This is a genomic window from Spirosoma flavus (assembly GCF_054778555.1).
In genome coordinates this window covers 152,462-165,736 of record NZ_BAAGZL010000009.1, presented here as the reverse complement: position 1 = coordinate 165,736, position 13,275 = coordinate 152,462, and the positions used below count along the sequence as shown (strand labels likewise).

Sequence of the window (13,275 nt, the reverse complement as noted above, 5' to 3'; positions counted from 1 at the left end):
TGTTCGATTAGCAACGTGACAAAAGTAGATCGCCCGAATTACCCCTGATTGTACGAAAACGAAAGCCTACCCACCCCATGGATGCTCAACTCATTGAAGCCGACGACCGATTAGCAAACGTATTCAGCCACTTCTACGTCGTTCGCCAACCCAAAGACGCACCGACCGTACGGCAGCAGTTATTGCCCAATTATGAAATGTTGCTGGCTTTCAACTTTGGCCCTGATTTACCGGCCTGGATGGGCAATTCGATGTACCGGCTTCAGCGCACGGCGGTGATGGGTCCTTTGCAGAAACTGCTACGTTACGACGTAGGGCCCGGTACTGACCTGATTGTGATCGTGTTTACACTGAATGGCTTCTATCGATTGTTCGGGAAAACGATCCAACTGCGTGGATCAATTCATGCAGACAGCGCTACGTCGACGGGCGCTGGTTTTACGGATGGAGATATGCTGATGAACCCTGAATGCCTGGAGAATCTCTGGAAAAAATTAGCCGCTACGTGTTCATTAGACGAGCGAATTCAGCACTTCAGTGACTATGCCATGCAGCATCTGGCCCCCTTCGACGCAACCATGCAGACCTTATTTGAAACGATTCCTCATTTTCGACATTCGCAGGTCGACCCCATCAAAGCGGTTGCTCAGGATCATCAGTTGTCGACCCGCACTATGCAGCTTCGGTTTCAGCACCAGTTAGGTTACTCGGCGAAAGAATTAACCCGCTTTTTACGTTTCAAAAAACTGATTACCCAACTTCTGAATCAGCCCCCTGTTTCACCCGATTGGTCAGAGCTGGTTTTCATGTATGGTTACCACGATCAGAGCCACCTGATCCGCGATTTTCAGTATTTTACGGGCCTGACACCCAGCACATTTATTAAACAACTCGCTGATCAATCGATGTGTATTAGTCAACCCGGCAAATTTTATTGACCGATTGTACGTTCCGTCTATCTTCCGGTCTACCAGTCTGCCAGATTCTTTACAGGCTCTTTCTTTTTCGAAACCGCTTTCTCGGGCAGTAGCCGAACGGTGAGAGACGCCTTTGTCTGGGCTGGTACGTTCACCTCAAAACCTAATCGGGTGGTGCCGGGGTTCGGGGCATCATATTCGTGAACCGGGTCGGTGGGCCAGGTTTTCAACGTAATGGTAGCAGGTTCAGCTACTTCCACGATCAATTTTTTACCGTCCTTCGTCAATTCAGCGCGATTAGGTGCCACGAGGTTGACTGTTGCAGGCGTCACCATCGTCCAGCGAACGACCGCAGGTTGAGCGGAGGCTTCTACCTCATCACGTATCAGCACCGATTCGCCGTTCACGATGGCAATTCCCCGATTGGCTTTGGCGAGTTGACCCTGATAAAGTTCGCTCAGATCAAGGGTGGCATTCATAAAATTGGGCGCTTTGGAAACGTGTGTAAGGGGCGCTTTACCCTTAACCCGCTGTAAACTATCATTGACAGTCAGCGTGTTGTGGTATCTGTTATTATAACGTAGTACGTCCCATCGCTGGCCGCTCTGTTTCGTATTCCACAAATCCACCTTCTTCGATTCCAGCGATTCGTAATCCTGCATGCCAAAGTCCATCGCCCAGCGTACTCCGTCGGCGTCCATCACAAACGACCCGGCATCCATGTGGGCGTGACTAACCGATGGACTTCCGCCTTTGATACCCACAAAAATGGCATTGGGGTCGGTCCAGGAGGTACGTAGCAGCGCCACCGGGCTTTTACCCTGGCCGGTCCACGCGGTTTCTTTCGGCGGTTTAATGCTGCTCAGATTCACATCACCCATCCAAAGTAGGAGTGCTGGCAAAACCCGATCTTTTAGGTGACCATCCATGCTTCCGTTCTGCAGGTTATCGCGCTCAACCCAGAGCAGCGACGGGTCTTTCAGGCGCTGCGCAAACCAGAACATAGCCGTCTGCAAACCACTGTTTCTGCCTGCATCTGAGTAATTGAACGGCAGTCGCGTGGGGCCGGTCATGTTTTCCAGATAGTAAGGTGTTTGCAGAAATCCCGGCTTTTCGGTCAGACCGTACGAGGTACCGAAGAGATTTTCCAGCGCACTGATCATCAATACGTTGAACGTAGTGCCGTAACCCCAGTAGCTGTAGCCTTCGGGGTAAGCACCTTCAGGCGCGTAGTCGCCCATGGGCAACGTAACGGTTTCCAGAGCGCGGTTGATGATACGTTTCGCCAGCGCTGGATCGTCTTCGTAGGTCGCCATCACACCGTAAACCATACCGGCATTACAAACCTGATTCCAGTTGTTTGAGTTTTTGAGCCAGCTATTATGCTCCGGCATCATCGACGCATCAATACCCTTCTGCCGAATGGCCGCCCGGATTGTACTACGTGACGATTCAGGCAGTTTGTCGTACAGCCAGTCGTAGCCAATAGCGAGGGCCATCGTCATTTCACCGACGTCCAGAAAATGCGACGGATTCCAGTCGCTGAACGCCGCAATAGCCAACATTTCCTGTTCAGCCCGTTTCAGGTATTTTTCATCGCCACTCATCCGATACGCATACGCCAGAAAAAATAGCCTCCGCAACGCTTCGCGCGAGACACTCAACAACCTCCGACCAGTTTTGATACGTTCCAGCGGTGCAATCTGAACAATCTTACTGCTTTCACCCAGAATCGCATCGTGGAGTTTTTTGGCCAGCGGATCACCCGCGATTTTCTGAGCAAGCACTTTCTCCTGACCAGCAGCCAGCAATAGTCGTGGATGCGTTCGAACGGTCGTTACATTGGCCAGGTGGTCGACCTGAGCAGAAGCAAAGAAACCTGTAATTCCCAAAAAGAACAGAAGCAGGTAGCGGAAAGAAAAGGTCATAACAGACAGTTGGCTAATTCTCATGAAGAAAGGATAAGAACGTTCTGATTTACCTGATAACCCACTTGGGGTATTAATTTGACCTCTTTGCCTTTTAGAAAAAGTCGTATTTGTCTGGGCCAATCTCCAGCTTGGCTCGTGTAGAGAATTAGCTACGTTAATTATGGGCCAAGCTGGAGCTTGGCCCAGACAGGTCTGGTACATGGAACGACGAGATTTTATTAAAACCAGTGGACTGATTGGCGGGGGTTATGCGTTGTCGGGTGTCCATGTTCTGGCCAATGCTACGTCATCACCAACCAACGTAGCACCCGCTGATACGTATTGGCTCGATGGTCCGATGCGCTGGGCACAGCTTGCGTTTGTGGAGCGCGACCCCGGTCATTATGACCCTGATTTCTGGCTAAATTACTTCAAACGTATCCACGCCGATGGGGCATTGTTGAGTGCGGGCGGTATTGTGGCTTTTTACCCAACAAAAATTCCGCTGCACCACCGCAGTGATTTCATGGGCAATTCTGATACGTTGGGTTACTTGGTTGAAGGATGTCGGAAACAGGGTATGAAAGTCATGCTACGTACCGATCCGCACGCAGCGCGACAAAACGTATACGACGCCCATCCCGACTGGATTGCCGTTACTGCCGATGGTCAAAAACGCCGTCACTGGGCTAATCCCGACTTATGGGTAACCTGTGCCTTAGGCCCTTATAATTTTGAGTTCATGCCGCAGGTGAATACCGAAATTATGGAACGGTTTCAGCCGGAAGGTATTTTCTCGAATCGCTGGGCGGGCCACGACATTTGCTACTGCGAACACTGCAAACGCAATTTCAAGTCCTACGCCGGTCTGGACATTCCTCAGAAAGCGGATAAACTCGACCCAACGTATCGCAAATGGGGCGAGTGGCGCATGAAGCGACTGCGGGAAGTTTGGGCGCTCTGGGATTCCGGCATTCGGAAAGTAAAACCTACTTCCCGATTCATTCCGAACGGCTTTCCCGACAAAATCATGACGGGCAAAGAAGCCGACCTGTTCTTCGCCGACCAGCAAGCCCGCCGGGGATTGACCGCGCCCTGGTCGAATGGAAAAGGCGCCAAAGAGCTACGTTCTACATTGGGTCTGAAACCGCTGATTGGTATTTTCAGCGTGGGGATTGAGGAAGAATTTCGCTGGAAAGATTCGGTGCAGAGCGATGCCGAAATCCGCATCTGGGTAGCGGAAGGAACGGCTAACGGGATGCGTCCCTGCTTCGTAAAATTCGGTGGCGATATCTACGACAAACGCTGGATGGAGTCGGTTGCTACGTTATACGAAAGCTATCACAAAAACGAGAAATACCTACGTAACACGGCTCCGATGGCCCGCGTGGGAGTGGTTTATTCGGAACAAACCGAACGAAATTACGGCGGCAAACCCTGGCAGCAGAAAAGTGGTGATCACCTGGATGGTTTCTACCACAATCTGGTCGAAAACCGGATTCCGTTCGATATGGTGAACGACAGGCTGCTGACGCCCGACGATCTAAAGCGTTTCAAATTGCTCATTCTCCCCAACATCGCGGCCCTTTCCGACGCTCAATGCAAACAATTACAAGCTTTTGTCGATGGGGGCGGCAGTCTGATTGCTACGTTCGAAACGTCGCTCTATGACGAAGAAGGCAAGCAACGTAACGATTTCGGACTGGCGGGCTTATTTGGCGTATCGTATAGCCAGAAAGTGGAAGGCCCCATGCGGAATAGCTACCTGCGTCTCCAGCCCACACCCGACAGCCAGACACAATTGATTCTGAGAGGATTGGGCGATACACCACGTATTATCAACACAATTTACAAAGTCAACGTAACGCCAACGGCTACGTTCCCCAGCCCCGTTACGTTGATTCCAACCTACCCTGATTTGCCGATGGAGGACGTTTACCCGCGCGTGGCCCAGACCGATACGCGGGAGTTGTATCTGCGTCAGGTTGGCAAAGGGCGGGTGGCGTATATTCCGGGCGATCTGGACCGGTCGTTCTGGCAATTGCTCAGTGTCGATCACGGGCAGTTGCTGAGCAACGTAGTGAATTGGGCGCTCGATGAGGAACCTGTCGCAACCGTAACAGGGCCGGGCATTATCGACGTAACAGTCTGGCGGCAAGCCAAATCCATGACGGTTCATCTGGTAAATCTAACTAACCCGATGATGATGAAAGGCCCATTCCGAGAATTAATTCCTGTGGAAGCGAAAGTGTCTGTTCAGATACCGACTGGTGCCAACGTAACGGGTGTCAGCCTGATTATGAGCGGACAAAAGTCAAAATTTGAACGTAGCGGCAACCGAATAACCGTGGCCGTCCCTAAAATCCTAGATCACGAAATCGTGGCATTGGATTTAGCGTAATATTTGATCCAAACGCGGATGTAGTAAAGCTTTCGTCGCATAGCGATCTAATGTTAGTAGCAAAAACTCATCAAATAGCTCTACCGTCGCGTAGCGGCCAAACGAATCTGCATTGTTGTTTGGTCGCTACGCGACGGAAAGCCAAACAACTTCTGACAGAATTTCTAACAGAAATAATTAATACTCTAAACCCGTAATTCTCCTAGAAAACCATGGTCTGGAAACAAGTAATTGACCCGTTCAACAGCATTACGTTATCGGTTCTGGTCGCACTGGTGCCGATTCTGTTTATTTTCTGGGCGCTCATCATCCGAAGAATGAAAGGGTATCAGGCCAGTCTGATTGCCATTGTAATCGCCATGATTATTGCCATTGCCGTATATGGTATGCCCGTTAAACTGGCCCTTCTATCGGTGACGCATGGGGCTGTGTACGGCCTGTTTCCCATCTGCTGGCTGGTTGTGGCGGCCGTGTTCCTCTTCAACCTGACGGTAAAAAGCGGGCAGTTCGAAATCATCAAGCATTTTATGGCGTCCATCACGTCCGACCGGCGGCTACAGGCGCTGCTGATCGCCTTTTCGTTCGGTGCTTTTCTGGAAGGAACGGCTGGGTTTGGGGCGCCGGTTGCCATCACTGCGGCTATGCTGGTCGGGCTGGGTTTCAATCCGCTTTATGCATCCGGAATTTGTTTAATTGCCAATACGGCTCCCGTCGCTTTTGGCTCCATTGGTATTCCCATTACGGTGGCCTCGCAGGTATCGGGTATTCCTGAATTACCTATTTCTCAGATGGTTGGGCGAACGTTGCCGATATTGTCGGTGATATTGCCGTTCTACCTCGTGACCATTATTGCCGGGTTCCAGAAAGCACGAGAAGTGATGCCTGCCGTGCTGGTATGTGGAGTTACGTTTGCTTTCCTTCAATACGTATCATCTAATTTCCTGGGACCTTCCCTACCCGATGTTATTGCCGGGCTAGGTTCTATTGTGGTCCTAATGATCTTCCTTCGCTTTTGGAAACCCCGCTCCATCTGGCGATTCAGCAACGAACCCGCCCCTACGTTCGACACAACAATACGGTACACCAACTACCAGATGCTACGTGCCTGGTCGCCCTTTTTGATTCTGACAATTATGGTCATTTTCTGGGGGTTACAATCCATTAAAGACGTACTGAATGCGAATGGCCTGATTCAGTTTGAGTTTCCGGGGCTGCACAATGCCATTCAGGGGCAGGACGGTACGTTATTGGCAAAAGTGTTCAAATTCAATTATTTATCAGCCGCTGGAACCGCCATTCTGATTGCGTCGCTGGTTTCCATTCCGTTGGTTGGCCTTACGTATGGTGATGGTATTCGCGTGTTCGGTGCTACGTTGCGTCAGCTCCGTTTTCCAATTTTAACCGTGGCGGCCGTGCTTGGCTTCGCGTATATCGTCAATGATTCCGGTATTACGCTGACGCTGGCCGATGCGCTCGCCAATACGGGTGTTCTGTTTCCGTTTTTTGCGCCAGTGCTGGGTTGGCTGGGCGTTTTCATTACGGGTTCCGATACGTCGGCCAATGCTTTATTTAGCAAACTTCAATACGCTACGGCCCAATCCATCGGTGTCGATCCGGTAGTTACGGTGGCTGCCAACGTATCGGGGGGAGTTGTGGGGAAAATGATTTCGCCCCAGTCGATTGCAGTAGCGGCTGCGGCTGGCGATCTGGTTGGACGAGAGTCGGAACTGTTTCGATTTACGGTGAAACACAGCTTTATTATGCTGGCCTTTATCTGTGTTATTACGTTAGGTCAAGCCTATGTAGTGAGCTGGATCATACCAACTTATGAAATGCTCGGTGCGACAAAAACCACTACGTCTCCCGACGTATCGAAAGGCTATACGTACTTACTACTGCTCGGTATTTTACTGGCTGCTATTGCTGGATTTATTCTGATAAACTCTCGTAAAAAGCAGCAAACGCCGGATTACGCTAATTGATTTCTGTGCAGCGGTAAAATCAGTTGGAAATTAAATACACCCTGAAAACAAAACGAGTACCAGATGAAGATTGTCGTATTGGATGGATATACACTGAACCCAGGCGATTTATCCTGGGAAGGATTAGAGAAATTAGGCGACCTGACTGTATATGACCGTACATCGCCCGATGAACTGCTGGAACGAGCGGCCGACACGGAGATTCTTTTCACGAACAAAGCCCCACTAGACGAAGCCGCTCTAGAAAAGTTACCCAATCTAAAATTCATCGGCGTGCTGGCTACGGGCTACAACATAGTGAATACCGACGTAGCAAAAAAGAAAGGAATCGTCGTTTGCAACGTGCCGGGCTATGGTACGGCGTCGGTGGTGCAGTTTACGTTTGCGCTCCTGCTGGAATTAACGCAGCACGTACAGCGTCACAGCGATTCGGTAAAAGAGGGCCAATGGGCTCGCTCATCCGACTGGTGCTATTGGAATTATCCGCTGATTGAACTCGCTGGGAAAACGATGGGGATCATCGGTTTTGGCAGCATCGGCGAACAGGTGGCCGACGTAGCAACGGCCTTTGGCATGAACATCATCGGGTCGAAACGGCAACGTACTGATCAGTCGCACCGGAAAAATTTCCGCTGGGCCGACGTCCCAGAATTGCTGGAGCAATCGGACGTAGTGACTATTCACGCTCCGCTGTTGCCTGAAACGAAGGGGCTCATCAACAAGGAGAATCTGGCGCGCATGAAACCCTCGGCTTTTCTCCTCAATACGGCGCGTGGTCCCATCATCGTCGATCAGGATTTGGCCGACGCCCTGAACAATGGCGTCATTGCCGGAGCCGCTATCGACGTACTGTCTGTGGAACCGCCACCAACCGATAATCCACTGTTTACCGCCAAAAACTGCCTCATCACTCCGCACATCGCCTGGGGGACGAAAGAAGCCCGCAGCCGACTTATGGATAGTACCGTCAACAACCTCAAAGCCTTTCTGGAGGGCAATCCAGTTAACGTAGTGAATCCATAAAGTCCTGATCTGATTATGCATACCGACGTAACGAATGCATTTATTCAATTCCGCCGGGAGCTGCACCGGTTTCCGGAACGATCGGGTCAGGAGATTGAGACGCAGGCACGTATCAATACGTTCATCAGTCAGTTTAATCCGGTACGTATTGATGCCGTGGGCAGGACTGGCCTTCTGCTTCAATACGGTACCGACGTAGCTGGACCTGTCACGTTGTTTCGGGCCGATACCGATGCATTACCCATTCAGGAAATCAATACGTTTGCGCATCGGTCTACGAAACCGGGGGTTTCGCACAAATGCGGACACGATGGACACACGGCTATTATGGCTCGGCTGGCATCGTTACTGGCCCAACAAGCGTCACTACGTGGTCGCATTTACCTTTTGTTTCAACCCGCCGAAGAAACGGGTCAGGGTGCGCAGGCCGTTCTGAACGACCCTATTTTTGCAACCATTCGCCCCGACCAAGTTTTTGCGCTGCACAATCTGCCTGGCTTTCCGGCAGGGGCAATTATTTGCAAATCGGGGTCGTTCACACCATCGGTACAAAGCATGATTGTTACGTTCCACGGACGGACCTCGCACGCGGCCGAGCCCGAGAATGGGGTTAATCCGGCCTACGTGATGGCCGATTTTCTGCTGAAAAGCAAGTTGTTCATAAAGCCTGATACGCAGGCTGACGATTTCGCTCTGATTACGCCCGTCCATACTACGTTGGGGCAGAAAGATTATGGTACATCGGCGGGGTATGGCGAAGTACATCTGACGCTACGTACCTGGACGGCGCTACGTATGGAACAACTGATACGTGAGTTAATGATCTTATTGGCTGACTGTTGCGCAGATACCAACGTTACTACAGAAACAGCTTTCACCGATGTATTTTATGCCAACGAAAATCATCCGGAAGCCGTCGCAGCAATCAGACAGGCCGCGTTAAGACTTGATTACGACTACATCGAAACGCAGCATCCGTTTAAGTGGGGAGAAGATTTCGGGCTTTTTACGCAGCAGTACAAAGGAGCCATGTTCGGCATCGGCGCGGGTGAACACTCCCCTGCCCTACATAACGACGATTATGACTTCAACGACGCGCTGATCGAGCCAGCCGCGCAATTATTTCTGGAATTGATTAAGATGCATCACGGGTAGTCAATGCGCTACGTATCAATCGGCTGAATCATTCCGTTTGCTTATCCCTCATTCCAAAATCTGATAGCCATCGCGCTCACACGGCCCCTACCTTTACGGCAAATCAATACGTAACGCGGCTGGAAACCCGCGTTTGAGTCCGATGGTAACAACAGATATTTGCATAATTGGCGCGGGTCCGGTAGGCTTGTTCGCCGTTTTCGAAGCGGGTTTATTGAAAATGCGCTGTCACCTGATTGACGCGCTTCCGCAGGTAGGCGGTCAACTTTCCGAGATTTACCCGCAAAAGCCGATTTATGATATTCCCGGCTATCCTTCCATCAACGCCCAAACGCTGGTCGATAACCTGATGACGCAGATAGCCCCTTTCAATCCGGAGTTTACGCTGGGTGAACGCGTGGAGCAATTGGAACGACAGACCGACGGTTCCTACGTAGTGACCACCAACGACGGCACGTCCGTTCATTGCCAGGTGGTTGTGATTGCCGGCGGGCTGGGTTGTTTTGAGCCACGTAAGCCAGAAATTGAAAATCTCGAGCGATTCGAAGGTAAAGGCGTGGCGTATATGGTCAAGAATCCGGAACAGTTACGGGACCGACGCGTCGTGCTGGCCGGTGGTGGGGACTCGGCCCTCGACTGGACCATTTTCCTGGCCGACGTAGCGAAAGAGGTAACGCTGGTACACCGTAGCGATACGTTCCGGGGAGCGCCCGACTCGGCGGAGAAGGTGTTTCATCTGGCGAATGAGGGTCGGGTAAATCTGGTGCTTCAATCCAATATCACGAGCATTCACGGAAACGGGCATTTGCAGGAAGTGAGCATCACGGCCAAAGACAAAACCGTGACCACACTGCCCGCCGATAACCTGATTCCGCTCTTCGGCCTGACGCCCAAACTCGGCCCCATCGCCGACTGGGGACTTACCATCGACAAATCGGCGATTGCTGTCAACACCACGGATTATTCGACCAACGTTGAACGTATCTACGCCATCGGCGATATCAATACGTATCCGGGTAAATTGAAGCTGATTCTCTGCGGGTTTCACGAAGCAGCACTTATGTGTCAGAGCGCCTTCCGTTACGTTCACCCCGACCAGAAACTGAGTTTCAAATACACGACCGTAAACGGAGTACCAACTTTCTAAAACGATTGGCTGCGACAGCCGGAGCCTCTTGCAGCCAACTACAGACAACAAAATACGTATGATTCATTTCACTATCGAAGACCGCGACGGTACGCAGCAATTGATTGAGATTCCCGAAGGGATCAACCTGAGCCTGATGGAAGTCCTGAAAGCTTCTGAATACGACATTCTCGCAACGTGTGGCGGCATGGCGCTCTGCGCTACGTGCCACGTCAAGGTGCTGGATGGCCTCGACACCCTTCCGCCTGCGCAGGACGCCGAATTAGACATGCTCGATACGTTACCCGACGCCGATTCCGATAGTCGGTTAGCCTGTCAGATTCGGGTTGATGAAGCCTTGAACGGTGCTACGTTTCGCATTAAAAGCGAGCGGGAGTTGGTTTGAGGAGACATAGAGTTGTAAGTTTATAGGGTTGTAGAGTTCTTGCTATGCCAGCTCCGGCGGGGAAGAGCGACTCTATAACTATTTTACTGATAACTAGAATTTTATTTGCCCAGATTGGCAGATTAAAAAATATTCTATTTATTTCATGTCTACGCACTTCGGTTATCTAACAACCTTTCCCGTAGCTCATGAAAAAATTTACTCTTTATCTTCTTCTGGCAGGTACTTTTTTACGGCAAACAGTCCTGGCGCAGACTCAGCCATTCTCGTTTGAATCCATTAAGGGCTATCCATTTCCCAATGAACTGACGAGTTCGGCACAGGGCTCGCGGATTGCCTGGGCGTTTAACGAGCAGGGGAAACGTAACGTCTACGTAGCCGAAGGCCCTGATTTTACTCCCCGGAAACTGACTAATTATACATTAGACGATGGGCAGGAAATTACCAATTTAGCCATATCGGCCGATGGTAAATGGGTTGTCTATGTGCGGGGTGGCGATCACGGTTCAAACTGGGACGACGAACTGCCGGTCAACACAATGGCGATGCCCGTTCCGCCCAAAGTCCAGATCTGGAGTGTTCCGTTTGCGGGTGGCGAACCGAAAGCTATTGCCGAAGGCGACGCACCCGTTCTTTCGCCCAAAAGCGACCGGATTGCTTTTGTAAAAGGTGGACAAGTCCAGATTGCACCAGTCGACGGATCGTCGGCGGCAAAGGCAATGTTTCACGCACGAGGTTCCAATGGCTCCATAAATTGGTCGCCGGATGGCTCGAAACTAGCGTTCGTTTGCGACCGGAAAGACCACGCTTTCATCGGCGTATTTACCGACGAAAAAACGCCTGTTACGTGGCTGGCCCCATCTTTCACTAAAGATGGCTCACCCCGTTGGTCGCCCGATGGGAAGAAGATCGTGTTTGTTCGAACAGCCGGTTCGGGTGGCGCTCCAGATTCTATACTGACCCGGAAACCTCGTCCGTGGTCGATCTGGACAGCCGACGTAGCATCAGGAACGGCTTCGCAACTCTGGCAATCACCCAAGACACTGACGGGTTCGGTACCAACCACGCACGGCGGCACGAATCTGCATTGGGCAGTCAACGAACGTATCGTTTTTCTGTCGTATCAGGATGGCTGGCCGCATCTATACTCTATCGCTACGTCGGGCGGAACACCACTGCTGCTCACACCCGGCGGTTTTATGGCCGAACATATTACGTTGTCTCCTGACAAAAAATGGCTTGTTTTCAGCGGAAATACCGGTCCAGACAAGTTCGATATTGATCGTCGACACGTAGTACGCGTACCGGTTGATAAAGCGGCAATGGAAGTACTTACACCAGGCGCTGGGCTCGAATGGACGCCGGTGATTACGGGCGATGGCGCTACGTTGGCGATGATCAGTGCTACGTCACAACGGCCTCCGCTACCCACCGTCATGTCGTTTGGAAAAGGCACGCCGAAAGTACTTGGGCAAAACCTGATTCCGTCTAATTATCCAACAAATCAACTAGTTACACCCAAGCAGGTTACGTTCAAAGCGCCTGATGGCATACTTGTTCATGGGCAACTTTTTGAGCCTGCTGGCGGTCCGTCAAAGAAACCGGCGCTGATTTACGTGCATGGCGGCCCTCCTCGTCAGATGCTGCTGGGCTGGCATTATTCCGATTATTACGCCAATTCATACGCCATGAATCAATACCTGACGAGTTTGGGTTTTGTGGTGCTTTCCGTGAATTACCGACTGGGGATTGGCTATGGCTACGATTTTCACCAACCGGCTAACGGAGGTGCGTCGGGCGCATCTGAATATCAGGATGTGAAAGCGGGGGCTGTCTGGCTTTCAGAACAACCACAGGTCGATGCAGCTAAAATCGGGATTTACGGCGGTTCGTATGGAGGCTATCTGACGGCGCTGGCACTGGCTCGTGACTCAAAATTGTTTGCGGCTGGCGTCGATATTCACGGCGTTCATGACTGGAGCGCACAACGGGCAGGCGGGAATCTGAATCAGTCGGACCGGGTTGAAAAAAGCCCTGATCTGGAGAAAGCTACCAAAGTAGTTTACGAATCATCGCCAATTTCGTCGATACGTAGCTGGACGTCACCCGTACTCATCATTCACGGTGATGATGATCGCAACGTAACGTTCAGCCAAAGTACCGATCTGGTTCAGCGGCTCGAAAAGCAGGGCGTTCCGATGGAAACCACGGTCATCGTCGACGACACGCACCACTGGATGAAACACACCAATGCTCTCAAACTCGGTAACGCGACCGGCGACTTTTTCAAACGCAAACTCATGACGCCGAGGCAATAATATGGTGCGGTGTTCCACCCGCGTTACGCAAACCTTC

The 13,275-nt window shown here is 51.3% G+C and carries 9 protein-coding genes; 8 read left to right on the top strand and 1 reads right to left on the bottom strand.

All coding sequences use genetic code 11. From position 1 onward, the window contains the following. Positions 1–77 precede the first annotated feature (77 nt). Positions 78–938, top strand: a complete 861-nt coding sequence (locus ACYVF1_RS30465) for an AraC family transcriptional regulator (protein WP_461086175.1) — start codon at positions 78–80, stop codon at positions 936–938. 29 nt (positions 939–967) lie between these two features. On the opposite strand, the gene ACYVF1_RS30460 is transcribed toward ACYVF1_RS30465, so the two are convergent. Further along, the gene (locus ACYVF1_RS30460) at positions 968–2,845 is read right to left on the bottom strand and encodes a heparinase II/III domain-containing protein (protein WP_461086173.1); all 1,878 of its coding nucleotides are present in this window, start codon (positions 2,843–2,845) and stop codon (positions 968–970) included. 202 nt (positions 2,846–3,047) lie between these two features. Here ACYVF1_RS30460 and ACYVF1_RS30455 point away from each other — a divergent pair, with 202 nt between their 5' ends. The 7 genes from ACYVF1_RS30455 (at position 3,048) to ACYVF1_RS30425 (ending at position 13,238) form a co-directional block, all read left to right on the top strand. Next, positions 3,048–5,228 (top strand): alpha-amylase family protein, encoded by a 2,181-nt coding sequence (locus tag ACYVF1_RS30455; protein ID WP_461086171.1) that lies wholly within the window; start codon positions 3,048–3,050, stop codon positions 5,226–5,228. A 212-nt stretch (positions 5,229–5,440) separates the two neighbouring features. Beyond that, entirely contained in the window at positions 5,441–7,210 is a 1,770-nt protein-coding gene (locus tag ACYVF1_RS30450) for an L-lactate permease (protein ID WP_461086169.1), read from the top strand. 63 nt (positions 7,211–7,273) lie between these two features. After that, entirely contained in the window at positions 7,274–8,233 is a 960-nt protein-coding gene (locus ACYVF1_RS30445; protein ID WP_461086167.1) for a D-2-hydroxyacid dehydrogenase, read from the top strand. A 15-nt stretch (positions 8,234–8,248) separates the two neighbouring features. Beyond that, on the top strand, positions 8,249–9,388 hold the full coding sequence (locus ACYVF1_RS30440; RefSeq protein ID WP_461086165.1) for an amidohydrolase: 1,140 nt from the start codon (positions 8,249–8,251) through the stop codon (positions 9,386–9,388). 142 nt (positions 9,389–9,530) lie between these two features. Continuing rightward, the gene (locus ACYVF1_RS30435) at positions 9,531–10,535 is read left to right on the top strand and encodes an NAD(P)/FAD-dependent oxidoreductase (protein WP_461086163.1); all 1,005 of its coding nucleotides are present in this window, start codon (positions 9,531–9,533) and stop codon (positions 10,533–10,535) included. Positions 10,536–10,593: 58 nt separating this feature from the next. Further along, positions 10,594–10,920, top strand: coding sequence for a 2Fe-2S iron-sulfur cluster-binding protein (locus ACYVF1_RS30430; protein ID WP_461086161.1), 327 nt, complete (start codon positions 10,594–10,596; stop codon positions 10,918–10,920). A gap of 188 nt (positions 10,921–11,108) precedes the next feature. Further along, on the top strand, positions 11,109–13,238 hold the full coding sequence (locus ACYVF1_RS30425; RefSeq protein WP_461086159.1) for a S9 family peptidase: 2,130 nt from the start codon (positions 11,109–11,111) through the stop codon (positions 13,236–13,238). Positions 13,239–13,275 lie beyond the last annotated feature (37 nt).

Excerpts from the sequence above, each read along its gene's own strand:
- ACYVF1_RS30465 (WP_461086175.1), top strand. The coding sequence starts at position 78 with ATGGATGCTCAACTCATTGAAGCCGACGACCGATTAGCAAACGTATTC.
- ACYVF1_RS30460 (WP_461086173.1), bottom strand. The coding sequence starts at position 2,845 with ATGACCTTTTCTTTCCGCTACCTGCTTCTGTTCTTTTTGGGAATTACA.
- ACYVF1_RS30455 (WP_461086171.1), top strand. The coding sequence starts at position 3,048 with ATGGAACGACGAGATTTTATTAAAACCAGTGGACTGATTGGCGGGGGT.
- ACYVF1_RS30450 (WP_461086169.1), top strand. The coding sequence starts at position 5,441 with ATGGTCTGGAAACAAGTAATTGACCCGTTCAACAGCATTACGTTATCG.
- ACYVF1_RS30445 (WP_461086167.1), top strand. The coding sequence starts at position 7,274 with ATGAAGATTGTCGTATTGGATGGATATACACTGAACCCAGGCGATTTA.
- ACYVF1_RS30440 (WP_461086165.1), top strand. The coding sequence starts at position 8,249 with ATGCATACCGACGTAACGAATGCATTTATTCAATTCCGCCGGGAGCTG.
- ACYVF1_RS30435 (WP_461086163.1), top strand. The coding sequence starts at position 9,531 with ATGGTAACAACAGATATTTGCATAATTGGCGCGGGTCCGGTAGGCTTG.
- ACYVF1_RS30430 (WP_461086161.1), top strand. The coding sequence starts at position 10,594 with ATGATTCATTTCACTATCGAAGACCGCGACGGTACGCAGCAATTGATT.
- ACYVF1_RS30425 (WP_461086159.1), top strand. The coding sequence starts at position 11,109 with ATGAAAAAATTTACTCTTTATCTTCTTCTGGCAGGTACTTTTTTACGG.